Raw genomic sequence first — 21569 nt, forward strand, 5'->3', positions numbered from 1 at the left:
ACCCTGCGGACAAACGCCCGCCCCTGATTTGTGTGACGGGACTGACAGGAAGCACTCAAGATCCGGAAAATCGATAGATGCGGCTTTACACGCCGCGCATGCGTCCATCAGACACAGCACACATAGCTTTACTCTAACGTAAATAACAAACAATTACAAGTGAAAATCGTGATATAATTTTAATTATTTCGCATATATTACCGTTTTTTAGAAACGCTTTACGGCATCCGGTTTGATTTTTTTGCCGTTCTGTGGTATACTGTGCCGATATGGCAAAAACTACGAGTCCGAAAAAATCGGCAAAACCTGAGGCGAAAGCAAAGACATCGGTAAAAGCGAAAAAAGCTCCCGAAAAGTCTGCAAAAGCAGCATCCAAAACCGGTGCAAAAACAAGCGGAAAATCCGCAGCAAAGCCGGCGGCGAAAAGCGCTGCAAAAACGGGCACCAAAACTGCGGTAAAAAAATCGGCAAAACCTGAAGCAAAAGCAAAGACATCGGTAAAAGCGAAACAACCCGCGAAGGCGGCATCCTCAAAGGCGGCGGCAAAGAGCGTTTCGAAAATTTCAACGGCGAAAAAAGCCGTCTCAAAAAGCACGCCTCCGAAAACGGGAACAAAAACGAGTGCAAAAGCAGCTCCTTCGAAATCCGCTGCAGGAAAAGAGGCTGCAAAAAAATCAAAGATTTCGAGATTCCGCGTAAATCAAAAAATCGTCTACCCCAGTCAGGGCGTCGGAAAAATAACTGCCATCAATGCCCAGCTTTTTAACGGCGAAATGGTACCGTATTACAATATCTATATCGAAGCGTCGGATATGACCGTCATGGCGCGCGTCGAATATGCCGAAGAACTCGGTATCCGCGCCATCGTTTCCGCTTCCGAAGCGGAAAAAGCGCTCAACCTGCTTTCCGACGATTTCGAACCGATCACGTCGGATTGGAAGCTCCGCTACCAGATGAACCTCGACCTGCTCAAAAAAGGAAGCATCAACGACATCGCAACGATCGTGCGCTGTCTGTACAACCGCAGCAAAGTAAAAGAACTTCCGATCCTCGAACGCAAGCTCTACGATTCCGCGCGCAAACTGCTCGAAGATGAAATTTCGTTTGCGACGGGAAAATCGCTCAAAGAAGTCGAAACGCTTATCCATATCAAACTTGAGCCGCCGGGATCCGCGCCCAAAGTCAAGCACGTCATCAATATCGACGATGACGAAGACGACAACCTCATGGACGACATGAACACCGGCTCGAACGAATCTGACGACGGAGATTCTTCAGGCGATGACGATTCGTCCTACGACGACGATTCGTTTTAACGTGTGAATGTCAAGTTTTGAAAGTATGATCTGATAAAGTGTGCTTTCGGCAAGAACCCGTCCGCTTAGCCGCGGTCGAGCTTTTAGGGCAGGCTTTCGTAAGCCTAACGCTCGAAGCGGCACGCAGCCGGAACCTTGCCTTTCGCACAATTTTACTTATTTTCAAAACTTGCCATTCGGATGGAGAGCGAAACGGATGGAAAATTTCGAGTTTTATTAAACTCGAAATTAAACCTAATAGCATGAATGTCAAGTTTTGAAAGTAAAGCATCATAAAAATGAATAAAAGACATAAACTCCCCGCCGCCGTCATCATCGTCGCGGCGGGCGCTTCTTCGCGCATGGGCGAAGGCGTGCGGAAGCAGTACCGGCCGCTCGGATACGGCACCGTTCTTTCCGAATCGGTTAAGCCGTTTTTAAAAGCGCTCGACTGCGCCTCTCTCGTTATCGCAATCCCTTCCGATGAAGATGATGTTCTTGCACGCGATGCGCTTTATGCGGATACGGAAATGGAAACACTTTTGCAAAAAACAAAACCCGTTTTCGTGCGCGGAGGGGCGACGCGGCAAAGTTCGGTAAAAATCGCGCTTGAAAAAGCCGCAGAAAAAATTACGGACGGTATCGTTTTGATTCATGACGCCGCCCGCCCCTTCGTCACCGAACAAATCATCGTTCGTACCGCACAAGCGGCGATCGAATACGGAGCTGCCGTCCCTGCCGTTTTGCCGACGGACACGCAAAAAATCATCAACGCCGAAGGTTTTATTCTCGAACACCTGAAGCGGGAACGTATGGCTGCGGTTCAAACGCCGCAAGCTTTCGATTTTATGCGCTTGCTCGCTTCTCACCGCAAAGCGGAAAGCGACGGAGAAGCATATACGGATGACACTGAAATTTGGGGAAAATACGAAGGAGACGTTATGACGGTGCAAGGTTCGCCGGAAAATAAAAAGATCACCTATGCGGAGGATATACGGATGACCTCCTTTCGAACCGGCTTGGGCTACGATATGCACCGCCTTATTCCGGGAAGAAAATTGATTATCGGCGGAGTCGTCATTCCGTTCGACAAAGGTGAAGACGCGCACTCCGACGGCGACGTTCTCCTCCACGCCGTAACCGACGCGCTCCTCGGAGCGGCCGCGCTGGGCGATATCGGAAGTTTTTTTCCGCCTGAAGATGCCGCATGGAAAGACGCCGATTCCGTTTTTTTATTAAAATCCGTTTGGAAAGAAATACGAAAGCTCGGCTGGCACCTTATTAATATGGACTGCGTGATAAAACTCGAGCGTCCGAAATTTCTTCCGTACCGCCGGCAAGTAATCGATTCGATTGCACAGGCTCTCGGAGTCGAAAGCGCTTCGATCTTCGTAAAAGCGAAAACGGGTGAAGCGCTCGGAGATGTCGGCAAAGGAGAGGCCGTAGAAGCATGGTGCACTTGCCTTCTCGGCAAAAACTGAATACGCGCCGACGGCAAAAAACCGTAAAAGATATTCGGTTCGAAAAACTTGCCGCTCTCGTTTTACCTGCGCCGCACTTTACCGATGCGGCGCGTTTTTTATTCGGGCATCTCCAGCACCATTTCGATTTCCGTCTGCGTGCGCTTCATTGACCTCGCGATTTCTTTTACCGTCCATCCCTGCTGTTTAAGCTGTTTGATATTGTCCCTGTCCTGCGGAGACAAGCGTTTATCCTCTTTTGCAGGATGCTTTTCCAAATCTTTTTTCGTCAGCTGATTGAGCAGTTTGAACTTCGATTCGATATCGGTTTTAAGCTCTTCAAGGCGCGCTTCGCTTCTGCCGATACCCTGGCGCGCCGACGTAAGCGCATCCATGCGTTTATCGGCTTCGTCGAGAATCGCATCGAGAGATTCGAGTTTCGCCACCGCCTGCGCAAGCTTCGGACCGCTCTTCAAAAGTTTGTCGACGTCTTTTTGCACGTCTTTGATTTCCTTGGGAAGCGATTCGGTTTGACGTGTGCACTGCTTCAATTTGTCTTCAAGCGTTTTCAAAGAATCGAAGGATCTGTTGACGTCTTCGTTCACCCGTTCGATTATCGTCTGTTTTTGTTCGAGCCTGTCGTAAGAGCCGCTAAGCGAATGCAGTTTTTCCTGAAAATCGCGCACCGCAACTTCAAAGTTTTGAAGCTCGTCGTACGACGTCTGTAAACCGCTTATCTTTTCGTCTATAGACCCTGAAAGATTTACCATCTTTTCGTATTTTTGTCCGATCGAATCGACACGCGCTCTTTGCACATCGAATTCTTTCAAGCGTCCGTTTATATCGTCGTACATTTTATGCAGCGCTTTGAAATTGTCGGCAAGAGAAAGAGCGGTTTCATTGTACGATGCGAGCCGGCTGAAATCTTCATCGAGAGCCGAAATACGTTCGTCCAGCGATTTTTTCATCGCTTCCGCTCTTTCATAGAGCTGCATTTGCGAACGCACGTTTTGGATTTCACGGTTCAGCTCTCCCAAACGGCTTTGCATTTCATCCTGATCGCTTTGCATTTTAAGCACGAACTTAGCCTGATTTTCGCTCGCTTGAGATTCAAACGAATTGATTTTTCCGCGAAGGTCGCTCAGCGTTTTCGCAGAATCGGCGCTCTGCCTGCTCACACGAGACTCGGTATCTTTGAGCATTTCTTCGTACATGGATTGCAGACGCGCAAGCATTTCTTCGGAACGCGACTCATACATATCGAGCGATTCATCGGTTTTCGCCTGCAGTTTGCTGACCGAAGAAGAAAGAGCGGCTTGTTGCTCTTTCATATCCGCGGAATAATTTTGGAAATCCGCGAGAAGCGATTCGCGCGCTTCATCGATTTTATTTTGTGAAGACGATTTCAGCGTATCGAGCTGATCTTTAAAAACGGCGCGAGATTCGTCGAGCTGCTGTTTAAGCTGCTGTTTCCACGTATTCAGTTCGGAACGTGCGGCATCGATCGTGGACGCGCTCGTCTCCTGCTGATCGCTTACGGCTTCTTCGATTTTTTTCAACCCGTCGCTCAATTCCGATTTTACCCGCTCAAGCTCGTCGTTCATCTTCGCTTCGTATTGACCGGCGACCGTTTTTAAATACTCGTCCGAAATCGTCTGCGTTTTATTTACACGCTCCCTCGTTTCTTCTTCAAAACCGTCAATTGTCTTTGCAAGGCCGTCTATCCTCTCGCGAAGCGAGCCGTTTGCCTCATTGAGACCGGAAGCGATACGGGCAAGCTGTTCGTCGTTTTTTTCCTGAAGAGAATCGAGCTTGGCTTTTAAATCTTCGCCGTACTTCATTTCAAGCGCACGGCGGTCGTTTTCATAATCGCCCGTAAAGAGCGCAAGCTTTCCGTCAAACGAATTTTTCCACACCGCCAAATCTTCGGTGATTTTATCGCTGCGCGTTTTCAAATCGTCGTCGATGCCTTCTTCAAAATCTTTCAGCTTTGCACTTACGTTTCCGAGCGCCGATTCTTTGAGCGCGTCTACCGTCTGTTCCAGAGCTTGCAGCTGCGATTGAAGCGCTTCGGAATCCGCCTGTACGGAATCGGAAAATTCCTTTTGCGCTTTTTGCTGACCTGCGGTAAACGAATCGAAATCGGAGAGCACTCGTTTTCGTATTTCGTCCATCGCTTTGCGCAAATTCGCTTCAAGCGAATCGATATCTTTACCTGACGTTTCGAGCCTCGAAAACTGATACGCCAAATCTTTTTTATACGAACCGAACTGAGAATCGATCGCATTGAGCGCATCGGACTGCTGCTGTTCGCACTGTTTCGCGATTTTGTAAATCGATTCGGAAAGCGTTTTGTCGAAGTCCGCAAGTTTCGCCTCCGACTGCGCACGGAATTTTTCGATCCGTTCATCGATGAGCCGAATCTTTTCCGCAAGTTTGGGTTCCGCGTCATCGGCTTTTTTTTGCGCTTCGTCGCAGGCAGCGCGAAGCTCTTTGATCGCGTCTTCGGCATCGCGTACCGAATCGTCCGTGCGGCGGGAAATTTCGACAAGCGTTTCGGAAAGCGAAGTTTTAAACGCATCGATTTTATTTTGCACTTGCCCCTGATATTTTTCGAGACGCTCGCCCGAAACGGCCGAGAATTTTTCAAAGGCGGCCTTTTCCTTTTCGTCGGCGGCGGAAACGGCGTTCGCAAAGAGGTTGTTGTACCGCGACTCGATATTCTTCACTTCCGATTCGAGCATCGCACGCAGTCCTTCAAGGCTCTTTGCGTTTCCGGAAACGTTTTGCGAAATGAAATCGGACGTCGCCTTCGCTTCCGAAAGCGATGCCGCAAGCTCTCTTTTGATTTTTTCGATCTGAGAAGCGTATTCGGAACCGAGTGAATCGATTCGCGCATTGATGTCGGCTGCAACCGATCCTTCTTTTTCGTCGTATGCCGCCGCGATCGACGCCGCCTGTTTTTCAAGCAACGAAGCTTTTTCTTCATACGAAGCGTTCAACTTTGAAAAGAGCGCGTCGAATTTCGCATCGAGCGAAGCGATACGTCCGTCGTTTTTTCCGTCTATCGATTCGAGCTGTTTGGCATATTTTCCCTGCGCCGAATCGATTTTTTCGTCGTAACGCTTTGCAAATTCGTCGATATGCTGTTTGTATTTTTCGTCGAGAGAAGAAAGCTGCTTTTTAATATTCGAAACGATATTGCCCGTCGAATCTTTAAACGCCGCAACGGTTTCGGAAGTTTTTTGCGTAAAGGCGTTATCGATTTCGGCAATTTTCGCTTTATAAGTTTCGGACAAAGCGGAGTACCGCTCGCCGAGTGCCGCATCCGTTTTCGCCGCAAGCTCTTTATATTTTTCCGAAAGCGCCCCATACTGCGCGGTAAGAGCCGCATCCGTTTCGCCGGATTTTTTCGTATGCTTTTCGGAAAGGAGCGCATACTGCTGATTGAGTTTTGTACCGTAATCTTCGAGCTTCTTTTTATATGCATCGGTAAACTGCACATACTGCGCGTCGTATTTTTTTATCATTTCGGCGGTACGGCTTCCGATCGCGGCATCGATTGAAAGCGCTTTGCCGGAAATCTCTTCGAGCGCAGCGGCAATACCCGAATCGACTTTGGACGAAAGGGCGTTCATTTCATTTTCGTATTTGTCGGAAAGCTCTCGGTAACGCTCGCGGTATTTTTCATCGACATCGGATTCGACTCCCGCAGCCGCTTCGATCGCTTCATCGACTCGCGAGTTCACCCGGCTTTCAGCTTCGGCGATACGTTCATCGACGAGGGCTTCGATTTCGGCGATCTTATCTTCGATCGCTCGTACGTAAGTGTCGCTCCTCGCCTGCGCCTGTTCGCTCAAATGACGGAATGCGGTATCTTCAAGCGCATCCGCTTTTTTCGCCGCCGAATCGTATACGCCTTCTATCTCCGATCGGAAGCGGCCAAGCGCATCGTCGGCCTGCTTTCCGAGAGAAGCGATATGTTCGGCAAGTTCCTTCGAGCGCGCATCGTATTCCTGCAGCAGTTTCGTTCCGAGCAGTTTCAGCTGTTCGCCGTTTTTTTGCGAAAACTCTCCTGCAATATTCGGAATCTTTTTTTCGATTTCGTCGATCGTCTTTTTTTGCGCATCGATGCGCGCGTCGAGCTTTTCAACGATGAGCGCTTCTTTTTTCAGCCTTGTCAGATTTTCTTCGACGTTCGCCGTCATCTCCGCGAGAGATGCAAGCGATTTGTCATAGCCGTTGATCTTCGCTTCCGCAGCCGCGATCGCATTTTTATATTTTTGCAGTTCATCGGCGCCCGCCAAAAAATCGTCGCGCTCTTTTTGGAGGCGTTTGATTCCCGCAGTCGCCTGAAGATATTTCGTTTCGAGCTCCGCGCCCGCGCCCGCTATATTCGCATCCTGTTTTTTAAAATACTCGTCAAAACCTTCGAGCCGCTTATCGGCATAACGCTTGACCTTTTCCATTGTGTTGTTATCGCCGTCCAGTTTTCTGAATACGACGGCGATTACCGCGGCGACAGCAGCCGCTATCAAAATTGTGACGATATCCACTTTTCCCACCCGTGCGGACTAAACCGCTTTATCGATTATATCACATTTTCTATTGTAACACAATTTTTCTCAATTGACGATAGTCGCAAAAAGAAATATCGGCTTTTCGACAAGACATACCGAAAAGATTCCGCCAGCGCGGTTCGAAATGCGCAGCTTTCATACCCGCATCCTTTGCGCCGACGACATCGTATTTGACGCTGTTTCCGACATATAAAATATGTTCCGGCGAAACGCCCAGTTTTTCGGCAAGCACGCGGAAAGGATGAGGCGACGGCTTCAGCGCACCTGTGGTTTCCGTCCCCAGCAAAACGTCGCAGTATTTCCGAAGCCCCCAGAGACCGCCTTTTTGTTCGGGAGGAAAATCCGACATAAGCGCAATTTTCAAACCCGCATCATGCAGCGCATGAAACGTTTCTTCGACATGATTGCACAGGGGGATCGATTCGAAAAACGGAGAAAGCCCTTTATATACGATCCGCTCGAGCCGCTCTTTAGCCGCATCGATGCCGCATCCGATCCGCTTCGCAAGCATTTCAGCCTGCGTCGCGTAAAAATCGTCAAGCACGCCCATATCGTGAATCTTCGAACGCACGATCCCGTACTGCAAAAAGAATTGATTGAATCTGAAAAAATGAAACATCATGCGCGCATGAAGATCGAGCGGCTTATACAATGTGCCGTCGATATCAAATGCAACCGCCTGTATGTCTCCGATGTTCGCTGTGAGCACTCCGCACCTCTTCTTTCAAGCTTACCGTAAAATTCGACGATTAACAATAGCGGATGAAAGTGCAGACGGCTGCATTCGAATACTCGACATTCAAAACTTTTATTCTGCGGTATATTTATATAGAACTCTTTTATGATTTCGAAACGCATACACAATTCCGTTATCGGTATCGATTTTTATCTTTTTGATTTTTATCGCGCTTCGTTTTTTTGAATGTAAATTTTCATACAGACATAAAAAACCGCTTTCGTCTATGAGCCAATATTCGACAGGTGCACTTGCATAGATACCCTTCTTTCCGTATGTACACAGCACATAATTGCTTCCGTCGGAATCTTTTTTAAACACGAACTGTTCCGTATCTTTTTTCGAGACGAGTTCAAATCTGTGGTTGACGATTTCATCTTCATTCCACGCGGGTATCGCATGGGAACTTTTATACAGTTGAATAAAATCCCGTATTTTCAAAACGATTACGCTTCTGTTTTCCAAAGACAAATCTTCACAAGATTTGTCTTTACAGGAAACCGAAATAGGTAAAACCAAAAACAATACCAATAGTAATTTTGCCGTCATATCGGTTGCATCACGCAGTCTTTATCTTCCGCCGACAAGGTCTTTGCGCCTCGTAAACAAGCGTCCGCCCCTGTTTGAAAATTATCGGGTAACGAAGCACCCTTACAAATCTTTTGCATCTTGAAAATATTCCGCGTAGACTTGCAGATGAACGTCTTTATTTTCTTCGGTCGTCACAAAAATATCGTAAACCTGCACATTCCTCAGCCGAGAAAACATTGCAGGATCCGGAGCTTCCTGCGTTCCGTGCATTTCAGCATCAAGATCTTTTTCGTCGATCACGTCGAGCATTTTTGAAAACCGTATACGGTTCTTTTTTATCGCATTGTTCAATTTTTTCAGGGCCGATTTTTTTACATTATACAAAGTGACCGTATATGCAATTTCATCGCCGCTCGCGTCAAGCGCCTGCACCATCGAAGTGCATTTTAATCCCGTAATGTGAAATTTTTTATCATTTGCCGAAGCGATTGTTAAATCCGCATTTTCATTCGGGATGATGTTTGTTTGAACGGCAGTAATGCCCAGATCTTTTATGATCATGTCTTTAAAAAACAGGGCGACATCATTGTTTACTTCCGTAAGTATTTTTTCGGGTTCATACTCATTGGCAAAGATGCCGTTGTATCCGATTGCCAGTAAAATCAACAACAAAAGCTTTTTCATTTTTCCTCCTAATCGTTTTCCGCCGCAAATAGGGTTATTTTATTACAAGCATCTTTTTTATCATTCGGGTAAGATTCAAGCCCGATCAGGGTAAAAAAAACTGTCCGAAAACCGAAGCTTTCGGACAGTATCCAAACGGTTTTTTCCGCGAGCATTTCAAAACTTCCGCTTGAAGCGGTACTGATGCCCTACTCTTCGGCAAATCCGGCTGCGGCTTTTTCGGCGCGTGCAGCAACTTCTTTGCTTTGAATGTCTGAAGGCGCCTGTTCGTAGCGCGCGAATTCGTAACTGTAGTCTCCGCGCCCTCCGGTCATCGAACGGAGTCCCGTACAGTAATCGAAGAGTTCCATCTGCGGAACGTCGGCTTCGATGATCTGTCTGCCGCCGGGTGCGGGATTCATGCCGAGTACGCGGCCCCGCCGCTTCGTCAAATCTCCCATGACGTCTCCGGTGTACGCATCGGGTACGACGACTTTTAAATTAACGATAGGCTCAAGCAGTACGGGACTTGCTTCCATAAAGCCTTTTTTAAACGCGAACTTCGCCGCGGTTTTAAATGCGATTTCGGACGAATCGACCGGATGATACGAACCGTCATAGAGCGTCGCCTGCACGCCTACAACGGGGTAAGCAGCAAGCGGGCCGCGGGCAGTCGATTCGGCAATGCCTTTTTCAACGGCGGGAAAATAATTTTTCGGTACGGAACCGCCGACGACTTTTTGGTCGAACGCGTACGGCTTTGTAAAATCACCGGTCGGAGCAAAGCGCATTTTGACGTGTCCGTACTGCCCGTGCCCGCCGGTTTGTTTTTTGTATTTGTGTTCGACGTCGGAATTCTTTTTTATCGTTTCGCGGAACGCAACTTTCGGTTTTTCGATCCGCAAATCGATCTTATATTCGTCTTTCAAAATACTTTGAATGACGTCGAGGTGCAAATCTCCCATACCGTACATGAGCATCTGTCCGTTGACGGAATCGTTGACCGTTTTAAACGTCGGATCCTCCGCGGAAATTTTTGCCATCGCCTGCGCGATTTTATCGACATCGGCTTTATTGACCGCGTGATAGCGGAGATAGGTATAGGGAACGGGAAGATCCTGTTTCGGATATTGAATCGGCGTCGCCTTCGTCGAAAGCGTGTCTCCCGTTTTTACGCCGCTGAGTTTTGCGACGGCGCCCAAATCGCCGGCATGGAGTTCGGATATTTCCGTCGCTTTATTGCCCTGCATGATGTAAAGCTTTCCGATTTTGAATTCGGATGCCGTCGATGCGTCGTAGACGAGATCGTCGGTTTTGAAGATGCCCGAACGGATTTTAATAAGACTGTATCTGCCGAGGAAGGGATCGACGATCGTCTTAAATACGAATGCGGTTTTCGGCTTGAGTACGTCGAAGTTCGCTTTGAAGATTTCATTCGTGCTCGTATTGATGCCGGACACTTTGCGGCTTTCGGCTGCAGGCATGTACTTTTCGATATCGTCCATGAGGTTGTACACGCCGTGCACTGCCGTACCCGAACCCATGCATACCGGCACGATGGAACCGTCCTGTATGGAAAGACGCACGGCTTCCCGTATTTCCGTTTCGGAAAATTCTTCGCCCGCAAAAAAGCGTTCCATAAAATCTTCCGACGTTTCGGCAACCGCTTCCATTAGGATAGTATGATAAGCTGCCAAATGCTCTTTCGAATAATCGGGTATGTCGGTCGGTTCGACGACGCCGATCGCTTTATAGCGGAACGCTTTTTGCTGAATGACGTTGACGTAGCCGGTAAACTTGCCCTCGTCGCGGATCGGCATATTGAACGGAGCTATTTTTTTGCCGTAGACGGCAGTCAAATCTTCGATCGCTTTTCTGTAGGAAACGTCGTCGATATCCATATCGGTTACGAAAAACATGCGCGGCAGATGATATTTTTCGCACAGCTCCCACGCTTTTTCGGTACCCGCTTCGATGCCCGATTTACCCGACACGACGATGATCGCGCCGTCGGCGACGCTCATCGCTTCATCGACTTCGCCGGCAAAATCGAAATAGCCGGGAGTGTCGAGGATATTGAATTTATAATCGTTCCACTCGACGGGAACGAGAGAAGTTCTGATCGATATGCCGCGCTTTTGCTCTTCTTTGGTAAAATCGCTGACGGTGTTTTTGTCTTCAACGCGGCCGAGCCTCGTCGTCAGTTTGCTTAAATAGCACATAGCTTCGACGAGCGTCGTTTTTCCCGCCCCTCCGTGTCCGAGAACGGCAACATTTCTGATTTTATCGGTTGTGTAGACCTTCATGATGCACTTTCCTCCAAAATTTTATAAATATATAGTATTGTACTACGGTATCGGCGAAAACGCAAATAATTTTTTTTCGGAGATTGCAAAAGATGGTAGGAAATTGCGGAAGATCGAAGGTTTACTGTGAAGCGGCGCGGAAATCCGAAAAGGTCTTACTGCGGGTTGAACGTTGCGGTCGTACGCATGCGCGTAAGATGAATAAAATCGTTTCGGAACGTGCGCGAGAATTCGGCGAGCGTCGATTCGGCGTCGTTTCGGAATACGGCGCACTGAAATTTTCCCGCATCGTCAAAATACGGAAAGAAAATTGCGCATTGGTTGAACGCGTGCACTTCTGGAATTCTTTTGCGGTCGGTTTCACGAATCGCCGCGAGGTAGCATTCGCCGGGATATTCGGCTGCAAAAACGTACAAAAGAGAAGCCAGAGAAGATGCGGGATAGCCCGAATCTTTGACATAGCCGACGGTATTTTTTATGCCGTCCGCCGTCATCTCCGCCGCAAAGGGATCGAGCGTCATATCGACACCCGATTCCGGATATCGGTAGGTTTTGCCCGTCGCGACGGAAAACACGGCCGCAGCCAAATTGCGCGTCCAGTCGAGCGCAAAGGATATATTATATTTTTCAGAAACTACGCCTTGATAGCCAACGGGATCGTAACTCACCGTCGGTTCGAGGAGCGGCCGCCGCTTGAGTCCGCCCCGTGTCATCGGATAGACGATGCCGTCGGCGATCCACTTGACGAATCCCGCGGAAGAGAGCGACATTTTGCCCGCGTCTTCGGCGTGCATGCGGCGGGGCGCGCCGGTTAAAATCGACACGGGATTTCCGCTTTCGTCATACATCGCATCGTCGGCATAGACGAGGTTTGCAAGGCGGGAACGGATGACACGTATCATGGAAAGGGTCGTATCGTATGCGCCTTCCCGCCTGACGGTATAGCGCCACGGAAGCGTATGCTTTGTGAGATTTACGACATCGGTAAACGGCATCGCATAAAAGCGCTCGAAGGGAAGACCCGTCGGAACTTGACGCGCGCAATAATTTCCGAAAATGACAAAATCTCCGTATGCGCTTTTTCCGAGCGGAGAAAATTGGACGTACACGCCGCTGTCGGGCGCAAAATAATAACGCACGCGAAGAGGATTTCCCGAACGCTTGTCGCGGACGAGGATCCAGCTCCCCGGCGCCGACGACGAATAGACGTCCTGTACCGCCGTTACTTTGCCGCTTTCGGAATATACGTCGACCGGCATTTCGGTACGGGGAGCGACCGCGACGGAAAAAGTCGTATCGGTTTCTTCAAGGCGGATCTGAAAGCGGTGTCCGTCTTTTGCCGTACGCACTTCGGTGCGGTTTTCTCTGACGGCCGAAAGCGGGGACTCAAACCACGTTTCGCGCAGCTCTTTCCGGATGTCGGACGAATCGGGGAGGAGGTTCTGAGCGAAAAGCACATTCGCCGCTCCGCATACGAAAGAAAGTAAAATTAATAATTTTCCGACAGCACGCCGCATCGGCATCCTCCCCTGCACTCTCATGTATTCACCGGCGCTAGCACCGGAGGACGGTTTCCCGCCGCGACGGGTTCGAAATCGGTAAAGCTTACCGCTCCTTCTGCCAAACGTATTTCGGGCTTTACGAGGGAGCCGTCGCTCATCACGATCATGCCATCTTCGTTTTCGTCGGGATGCTTTCCGATCGGCGCGTTCGACAATAAAAGCTTCAAACGGTTGAGCTGATTGACTTCGCTCGAACCCGGATCGTAATCGATCGCGCTGATATTCGCACCGGGAAAGCGCCGGCGGAGCTCTTTTATCATGCCCTTTCCGGTAACGTGATTCGGAAGGCAGGCAAAGGGCTGCACGCACGCGATGCTCGGCACTCCCGTTTTGATAAGCTCGACCATCTCCGCCGTGAGGAACCAGCCTTCGCCCGTGATGTTTCCGAGCTGTACGATGTCGTCGACGCTTTTCATCTGCTCGTAGATCGTTTCGGGCGCGTCGAAGCGCCTGCTTTTGCGCAGGTACTTTTCGATCGGCTTTCTGAACGATTCCGTAAACCACACGAGAAGGCGCGCAATCGTTTCGGTCTTTTTGGGGAACGCGAGTTTTTCGTGGCGGAAAATGCCGGTCGAAAACGTATACAGGAAAAAGTTCACCATGTCGGGCATAACCGCTTCCGCGCCTTCGCGCTCGATCGTATCGACTATCTGATTGTTCGCCGTCGGATGGAATTTGACGAGGATTTCTCCGACTATGCCGATGCGCGGTTTTTTGATCGGCAAAAGCGGCAGCGCATCGAAATCGTCGATGATGTTTTTTACGAGTTTGTGAAAACCGCGTACCGAAAGAGAGCGCAGCTGAATCTCAGCTCTGCCGTTCCATTTTTCGTAAAGCGCGTTCGCCGAACCCTGCACTTTTTCGTAAGGGCGCGTCCGATACAAAACGCGCATGAGCACATCTCCTATCATCGAACTCATGATGAGCCGTTCGAGGAGAGGAAGCGTCACTTTAAATCCCGGATTTTGTTCGAGACCGTTCGCGTTCAGCGACAGTACGGGGATGTGTCCCCAGCCCGCGTCGTTCAGAGCGCGCCGGATAAAGCCTATGTAATTCGTCGCGCGGCAGCCGCCTCCCGTCTGCGAAATGATGAGGGACGTATGATTCAAATCGTATTTACCCGATTCGAGAGCGGCGATCATTTGCCCCGTGACGAGGATCGACGGATAACACGCGTCATTGTTGACGAATCTCAAACCGATATCGACGGCGCGAGGATCGACCGCATCGAGTACGACGAATTTATAGCCGGAATATTCGAAGGCTTTTTGAAAGAGGCGGAAGTGGATCGGCGACATCTGAGGAGCGATGATCGTATGCGTATACTTCATCTCTTTCGTAAACACCTGCTTTTGGTACGAAGCGCTCTTTACGACGGGTTTTTGATGCCGCCTCTCGCGCTCCTTTACCGCGGCGATGAGCGAGCGTATGCGTATGCGCACCGCGCCCAAGTTCGAGCCTTCATCGATTTTAATAAGCGTATACATGCGTCCCTTTGCGCGCATGATTTCATCGACCTGATCGGCCGTAACCGCGTCCAGCCCGCAGCCGAAACTCGTCAGCTGCACGAGTTCGATGTTCGGCATGCCGGCGACAAAGGAAGCCGCGCGGTATAATCGATTGTGATACGTCCACTGATCGATGATGCGCAGCGGCCGCTCAATGCTGCCCAAATGCGCAACGCTGTCTTCGGTAAAAACCGCAAGCCCCAAATCGTTTATGAGTTCGGGGATGCCGTGGTTGATTTCGGGATCGAGGTGATACGGACGTCCTGCGAGCACGATGCCGTTTGCGCCGCGTCTGATCGTCTCTTCGATCGCTTCGATACCCTTTTCTTCCGTATCGCGCCGGAACTTTTCCTGTTCCGCCCACGCTTCGTCCACCGCGCGCGCGATGCGCTCTTTTGTCAATTTCGGAAAGTGCGGGATAAGCTCTTCGGCCAAACGCACGGCAAGACGGTCTTTATCGTAAATCGGCAAAAACGGATCCATATACAGAATGGAAGAGTCCTGTCTGAGCGAATCGATATTGTTGCGCAGCACTTCGGGATAGCTTGTGACAATGGGACAATTATAGTGATTGCCCGCAGTCGAATCTTCCTGCAATTCGTAGGGCGCACAGGGATAGAAAATAAATTTTATACCCTGCTGCAAAAGGCTTTCGACGTGTCCGTGAGAAATTTTTCCCGGATAGCACACCGACTCCGACGGAATCGTTTCAAGCCCTTTTTCGTAAACCGTGCGCGACGATCGGGAGGAAAGGCGCACGCGGAAACCGAGCGCAGTGAAAAACGTAAACCACAGCGGATAATTTTCGTACATATTGAGTACGCGCGGGATGCCGACTTCTCCCATCGGCGCATCTTCGGCGCGGAGCGGAACGTAGTCGTTAAAAAGCCGCGCGTATTTCCATGCGAACATATTCGGAAGCTTCGCTTCTTTTCCGGCCGCGGCATTCGTCGCTTTTTTATTGCTCGCGTCGAGGACATTGCCGTCGAGTTCGGCTCCCCTCTCGCAGCGATTGCCCGTGACGAACTTCCGCTCGAAGCCGCCGGTACTGAACGTGTTGATCGTCAAAAGACAGTTATTTTGGCATTTGCCGCAGCGACGGAGATCGAGTTTAACGCTGAACGAATCGAGATCGGAAAGCGTGGCGATGCCCGAACGGATTTCATGTCGAGGAGCGCCGGGTCCCTCTTCGGGCTTCGGAGCCGAAAGGTCGAGCCACTGATCGTAGGCGATGAGCGCCGAACCGTAGGCGCCCATGAGACCTGCGACGTCGGGACGAAACACGTGTACGCCCGAAATATTTTCGAACGCGCGCAGCACGGCGTCGTTGTTGAACGTACCGCCCTGCACGACGACTTTCGTGCCGATGTCGCTCGCCTTGCGCAATTTAATAACTTTGAAAAGCGCATTTTTAATAACCGAATACGAAAGACCCGCGGATATGTCGGCGACGGACGCACCTTCTTTTTGCGCCTGTTTGACGCGGCTGTTCATAAATACGGTACACCGGCTTCCCAAGTCGACGGGCTTTTCGGCGAGCAGCGCTCTTTTGCTGAACTCGCGCACATCCATACCCATCGTACGCGCAAAATTGTCGAGAAAGCTGCCGCAGCCGGAAGAACAGGCTTCGTTCAATTGAATGGAAACGATGGCGCCGTCTTTCATGCGAAGGCATTTCATATCCTGCCCGCCGATATCGAGCAAAAATTCGACGCCCGGTACAAAAAAATCGGCGGCACGGAAATGCGTTATCGTTTCGACTTCGCCCGCATCGACGTTGAGCGCCGCCTGAAAGAGCGCTTCTCCGTAGCCGGTCGAAACCGCACGCGCGATGTACACGTCTTTCGGAAGACGCGCATACAAGCCTTTTAAAACTTTGACGGCAAGGTCGACGGGATTACCCGCGTTCGCCGCGTAAAAATCCCACAGGATCCTGCCTTCCTGATCGATGAGCACCGCTTTCGTCGTCGTGGAACCCGCATCGAGGCCGAGAAAGACGGGACCCTTGACACTATCCAAATCGCCGCGCTTCGCTTTTTCTTTTGCATGCCGACTGACAAATTCGTCGAGATCGCTTTGACTTTTAAACAGCGGCTCCAAGCGCTGCACTTCGCTGAGTTCCGCGCCGACGAGGTTCGAAAGACTGCTTCTGAAATCGGCGACCGTCGGAAAAGCAAAATCCGGCATACCCGAATAGCGGCGGTCTGCCGAATACGCGCAGCCCTGTGCGACGAAAAGCTGGGAATTTTCCGGAACGATGATTTCGTCGTCTTTTAATTTCAGCGTAACGATAAAGCGTTCACGCAGCTGATCCATAAAGTGGAGCGGGCCGCCCAAAAACGCGACGTGACCGCGTATCGGCTTTCCGCATGCAAGACCGGAAATCGTTTGATTGACGACGGCTTGAAAAATGGACGCGGCGATATCTTCGCGGCGGGCGCCTTCGTTGATGAGCGGCTGTACGTCGGTTTTCGCAAAAACGCCGCAACGCGCGGCAATCGGGTAGATCGTGTGCGCGTCTTTTGCAAGAGTATTGAGACCGTCGGCATCCGTTTCAAGGAGAGCGGCCATCTGATCGATAAAGGCTCCGGTACCGCCCGCGCACGTACCGTTCATGCGCTGTTCGACCCCGCCTTTAAAATACGTAATCTTCGCATCTTCGCCGCCGAGTTCGATGACGACATCGGTGAGCGGGATGATCGTTTTGACGGCAGTCGTCGCCGCGATGACTTCCTGAATAAACGGAACGGAAAGCCACTGCGACACGGACAATCCTCCCGAACCGGTCACTTTGACGGTAACCGCGCGTTCCGCTCCGCCTGCGATATTTTTTTCGAGAAAGTCGAGCGCTTGATTTACGACGGATATGATCGTGCTGCGGATATCAGCGCGGTGACGTTCGTAGTCGCTGTATATGAGCGTATCGTCGTCGTCGAGTACGGCGATCTTTACGGTCGTCGAGCCGACATCGATGCCGATACGGATCGGAAGCAATTCATTATGGAAAGCGGTCTGTGTTACTGCCATAAATTCCTTGTTAATTCTTTCCCGTTTTAACTCTCTCTATTATAATAGTAGTAAAGTCTAAAATAGGCAAGTTGAACGATTTTGCAAATTGACGGCAGGTGCGATCCTATGTGCACATACGGTACCGTAAAAGATCCGCGCGATCCGCCGCGCGCATAAGGCGCAAGCGAACCGTACGGTATATCGTTTATTCGCCTAAAAACAATTTCAAATCGTCGTCGACGGTGCCGATCGTTGCAAGACCGAAATTCTTTACGAGCACGTTCAAAACGTTCGGCGACAAAAACGCCGGGAGCGTCGGCCCCACGTGAATGTTTTTTACGCCGAGGTACAAAAGCGCAAGGAGCACGATGACGGCCTTTTGTTCGTACCACGCGATATTGAACGCAAGCGGCAGTTTATTGATATCGTCCAAACCGAAAATCTCTTTGAGTTTGAGCGCGATGAGCGCAAGCGAATACGAATCGTTGCACTGCCCCGCATCCAAAACGCGAGGAATGCCGCCGATATCGCCGAGATTCAATTTGTTGTATTTGTACTTTGCGCAGCCCGCCGTCAAAATGACGACGTCTTTCGGAAGCCGCTTTGCGAATTCAGTGTAGTATTCGCGCGACTTCATCCTTCCGTCGCAGCCGCCCATCGCAATGAATTTTCTGATCGCTCCGGACTTTACCGCATCGACGACTTTATCGGCAAGCGCAAAAACCTGCTCGTGCGCGAATCCTCCGACGATCGTTCCGCTTTCTATTTCTTCTGGAGCTTCGCAGCTTTTCGCCTGTTCGATGATCGCCGAAAAATCTTTTTTTTCTCCGTATGCGCCCGGAATGTGACGGCAGCCGGGAACGCCCGTCGCGCCCGTCGTCCACAAGCGGTCTTTGTAGCTGTCGGGAGGAATCACGACACAGTTCGTCGTCATTAAAATGGGGCCGTGAAATTTTTCGAATTCTTCTTTTTGTTTCCACCACGCGTTTCCGTAGTTTCCGACAAAGTGCGGATATTTTTTAAACGCGGGATAATAATTTGCCGGAAGCATTTCGGAATGCGTATACACGTCGACGCCCGTCCCCTGCGTCTGCTCCAAAAGCATTTCCATATCTTTCATATCGTGTCCCGAAATCAAAATGCCGGGATTTTTCCGCACACCGATATTGACCGTCGTCGCTTCGGGATTTCCGTAGGCGCCCGTATTCGCTTTATCCAAAAGCGCCATACCCTGAACGCCGTATTTTCCCGTTTCAAGCGTAAGGGCGACCAAATCGTCGACCGAAAGACTTTCATCGAGCGTTTTCGAAAGCGCCTTTTGAATAAAGGCGTCGACTTCTTCATCATCCTGCAAGAGCGCGTTCGCATGCTTCGAATACGCAGCCAACCCTTTCAAACCGTATATGATAAGTTCGCGCAGAGAGCGCACATCTTCATCGCTCGTCGCAAGAACGCCGACCGTCGAAGCTTTCGCATCGAAACTCAAAACATCGCCTTTCCATGTCGCAGCTTCCGGAAGACCCTCCCCGCCCGATACTGAAGGCAAAAGACGCTCGGTCACAGAGAGCGTCTCTTCGATCCGCTTAATAATCGACTCTCTGTCGAAGTTCGCATTCGTAATCGTCGTAAATAAATTGAGCGTTACGAGATGATTGACGTCTTTGCTTACAGGAAGCCCCGCTTGGCGCATCTTCGTCGTTACGCACGAAAGCCCCTTCGTCACATAGATAAGCAAATCCTGCATCGCCGCCACATCGGGCTTTTTACCGCAGACACCCGAAACGGTGCAGCCTTTGCCGCCCGCAGTTTCCTGACATTGGAAACAAAACATCTTAGCATCCATACAAGACACTCCTTGTTCTTCTGTATAATTTCGCGCCATACGCTTTCAAACGCTTGCGTTTACAGTTCGAGTATACTAAAATGACGCATGCGATGATGTGGTAAAAACCACGTCGATTTTATATCGATTTTATCGGGCAGTGCGGCGCAAGGAGGCGCAAGTGGATACGGCGATGCTTCGTTCGCTGAAAATCTTCAACGGCATGGATGAAAAAGAAACCGTACGTGCCGCGGCCGCGCTAGGTGTGTGCGAGCGCGCATATAAAAAAGGCGAAATTATCTTCCATACGGGAAACACGATCGATACGATGGGCATGGTGCTTTCGGGCAGCGTCATCATCGAAAACAACGATCTGTGGGGCAACCGGACGATACTCGGCTACATCGGCAAAGGACAGTTTTTCGGAGAAACCTACGCGCTTTTGGAAAACACCGTACTCCTCGTCGATGCGTGCGCGAACGAAGACAGCCGTATCGTATTTTTTAAAATCGGTACCGTCCGGCGATTAGCGGCAAGCGGAGAGCCGTGGCTCGTAAAACTTTTGTCAAATCTTCTTACGATTTCCGTCCGTAAAAATATCGCGCTGTCGGAGCGGAGTTTTCACACCGCCCGCAAAACGAGCCGCGCAAAACTTCTGTCGTATCTGAATTTCATTTCACTGAAAAAGAAAAGCACCGAATTCGACATTCCCTTCGACCGACAGCAGCTCGCCGACTACCTCAACCTCGAACGGACGGCGCTTTCGAAAGAACTCGGAAAAATGCAAAACGACGGTCTCATCACTTTTCGAAAAAATCACTTCGTGCTGAATAAAACGAAGTCACAGAAAAAATAGAGGCGATCCCAACACTCGCATCTTTTATCAATGTATGATTCTATTTCGCCGTTTGCCCTTGTTTTCATTGCGCGCATAAAAAACGCCGACCGCTTCCAAAGGAATCGATCGGCGTCGAATTTGAAAATCCTTAATCACACGGCGTTTAAATTCGAAATTGCAGCACCGCGCGATTTTGTAAAATATGTTTTCAACCGCGCTCAGTCGGCTGCTTCTTTGAATTTGTCTGCAGTCGTCCCCATAGTCCCTGCTGCAGCGGTATAATCGCTCAGCTTTCCTTTCGGCACGGTAATGCTGTCCGCACCCAGAGCAGGACAATTGTCAAAAGTCAGAAGGAACTCTCCCGGAACGTAATTACATTTAAGCGTAACGGATGGGAGCTTCGAACAACCGTTAAAACACTGAGACATCTTATTGACTGCGGCCGAAACGACAGGCGCATTTTTTAATTCCTTACATTCGTTAAAACAAAAACTGAGAGTCGTAACGCTTTCCGGCACGGCGGGTGCCGTCGTCAAACTGGTACACTTCTTAAAACACCCCTGCATCGTTGTAACACCGCTCGGAATGCTCGGCGCTCCCGTCAACTCTGTACAACCTTCAAAGCTTCCCATCAAATTAACAACACCGGAGGGAATATTTTCAACGGAAACCAGATTCGTGCACCCCCCAAAACAGTATTCCATGGATGTCCCCGCCGCAATATTTGCCGGCAATTTAAGAGCGATCTTTTTACCGGAATCCTTCAATCGTTTACCTAATTCACCGTGTACGGCAACCTCTTCAACTGTATCGAAAGTACCGATTAAATTCGCCGCCGGTATGTTTCCCGTTATTTCGATATAGTTGACTTCGGTCGAAGAAGCGCTTGCAAGGTAGCCGGCCAAATTGCCGTAAGCAACCGCTGTGTACTGCGAAGAAGTTCCGCCGCCCCCGCTGTTGGAAGGATCTTTACAACCGGTCAACGCGCTTAAAACCAACAGGATACTGCCGAGCAATACCCAACTCTTGTATACTTTTGTATACAGTCTTGAATTTTTCGTATTCATAAACACCTCCTGGTATTGTGTTGAATATAAATAACACACCCGCGTTACGGGTATCGTATTCATAATATAACACATTTTTAATTTTTTTCCAAATGCTTTGCGCGCGCATCAAAAACGCGGATTCCGTTTTCATGTATAAAAAAACGCCGACCGGTCCGCAAAGGAATCGATCGGCGCCTTACGGACGATCAT

Annotated in this window: 12 protein-coding genes; 3 read left to right on the forward strand and 9 right to left on the reverse strand. The window is 49.9% G+C overall.

The genetic code is table 11. The features are described 5' to 3' along the window. Nucleotides 1-269 precede the first annotated feature (269 nt). Together H9I35_RS12520 and ispF are read left to right on the forward strand one after the other, a co-directional pair. Entirely contained in the window at nucleotides 270-1316 is a 1047-nt protein-coding gene (locus H9I35_RS12520; RefSeq protein ID WP_187420238.1) for a CarD family transcriptional regulator, read from the forward strand. 278 nt (nucleotides 1317-1594) lie between these two features. Beyond that, nucleotides 1595-2776, forward strand: a complete 1182-nt coding sequence (ispF, locus tag H9I35_RS03495) for a 2-C-methyl-D-erythritol 2,4-cyclodiphosphate synthase (RefSeq protein ID WP_187420239.1) — start codon at nucleotides 1595-1597, stop codon at nucleotides 2774-2776. Nucleotides 2777-2874: 98 nt separating this feature from the next. Here the strand turns inward: ispF and H9I35_RS03500 are convergent, their stop codons facing one another. From H9I35_RS03500 to hcp, 8 genes are all read right to left on the reverse strand, one after another. After that, complete coding sequence (locus H9I35_RS03500) at nucleotides 2875-7311, reverse strand: SpiroCoCo family coiled-coil protein (protein WP_187420240.1); 4437 nt, start codon at nucleotides 7309-7311, stop codon at nucleotides 2875-2877. Nucleotides 7312-7360: 49 nt separating this feature from the next. Beyond that, a complete protein-coding gene (locus tag H9I35_RS03505) occupies nucleotides 7361-8044 on the reverse strand; it encodes an HAD family hydrolase (RefSeq protein WP_187420241.1) in 684 nt (227 codons plus the stop codon). Nucleotides 8045-8143: 99 nt separating this feature from the next. Then, nucleotides 8144-8620 (reverse strand): hypothetical protein, encoded by a 477-nt coding sequence (locus tag H9I35_RS03510; protein ID WP_187420242.1) that lies wholly within the window; start codon nucleotides 8618-8620, stop codon nucleotides 8144-8146. A gap of 102 nt (nucleotides 8621-8722) precedes the next feature. Next, on the reverse strand, nucleotides 8723-9286 hold the full coding sequence (locus H9I35_RS03515) for a hypothetical protein (RefSeq protein WP_187420243.1): 564 nt from the start codon (nucleotides 9284-9286) through the stop codon (nucleotides 8723-8725). A 188-nt stretch (nucleotides 9287-9474) separates the two neighbouring features. Then, nucleotides 9475-11571, reverse strand: a complete 2097-nt coding sequence (locus tag H9I35_RS03520; RefSeq protein ID WP_187420244.1) for an elongation factor G — start codon at nucleotides 11569-11571, stop codon at nucleotides 9475-9477. 155 nt (nucleotides 11572-11726) lie between these two features. Next, nucleotides 11727-13088 (reverse strand): hypothetical protein, encoded by a 1362-nt coding sequence (locus H9I35_RS03525; RefSeq protein WP_187420245.1) that lies wholly within the window; start codon nucleotides 13086-13088, stop codon nucleotides 11727-11729. A gap of 20 nt (nucleotides 13089-13108) precedes the next feature. Next, nucleotides 13109-17668 (reverse strand): 2-hydroxyacyl-CoA dehydratase, encoded by a 4560-nt coding sequence (locus tag H9I35_RS03530; RefSeq protein WP_187420246.1) that lies wholly within the window; start codon nucleotides 17666-17668, stop codon nucleotides 13109-13111. Between the two features lie 187 nt (nucleotides 17669-17855). Beyond that, nucleotides 17856-19493, reverse strand: coding sequence for a hydroxylamine reductase (gene hcp, locus H9I35_RS03535; RefSeq protein ID WP_187420247.1), 1638 nt, complete (start codon nucleotides 19491-19493; stop codon nucleotides 17856-17858). Nucleotides 19494-19653: 160 nt separating this feature from the next. On the opposite strand from hcp, the gene H9I35_RS03540 reads away from it, so the two are divergent. Then, the gene (locus H9I35_RS03540) at nucleotides 19654-20328 is read left to right on the forward strand and encodes a Crp/Fnr family transcriptional regulator (RefSeq protein ID WP_016521584.1); all 675 of its coding nucleotides are present in this window, start codon (nucleotides 19654-19656) and stop codon (nucleotides 20326-20328) included. Nucleotides 20329-20528: 200 nt separating this feature from the next. Here H9I35_RS03540 and H9I35_RS03545 read toward each other — a convergent pair whose 3' ends face one another. Next, the gene (locus H9I35_RS03545; protein ID WP_187420248.1) at nucleotides 20529-21377 is read right to left on the reverse strand and encodes a leucine-rich repeat protein; all 849 of its coding nucleotides are present in this window, start codon (nucleotides 21375-21377) and stop codon (nucleotides 20529-20531) included. Nucleotides 21378-21569: the final 192 nt, after the last annotated feature.

This window comes from Treponema sp. Marseille-Q4132, assembly GCF_014334835.1.
In the GTDB taxonomy this organism is placed as follows: domain Bacteria; phylum Spirochaetota; class Spirochaetia; order Treponematales; family Treponemataceae; genus Treponema_D; species Treponema_D paredis.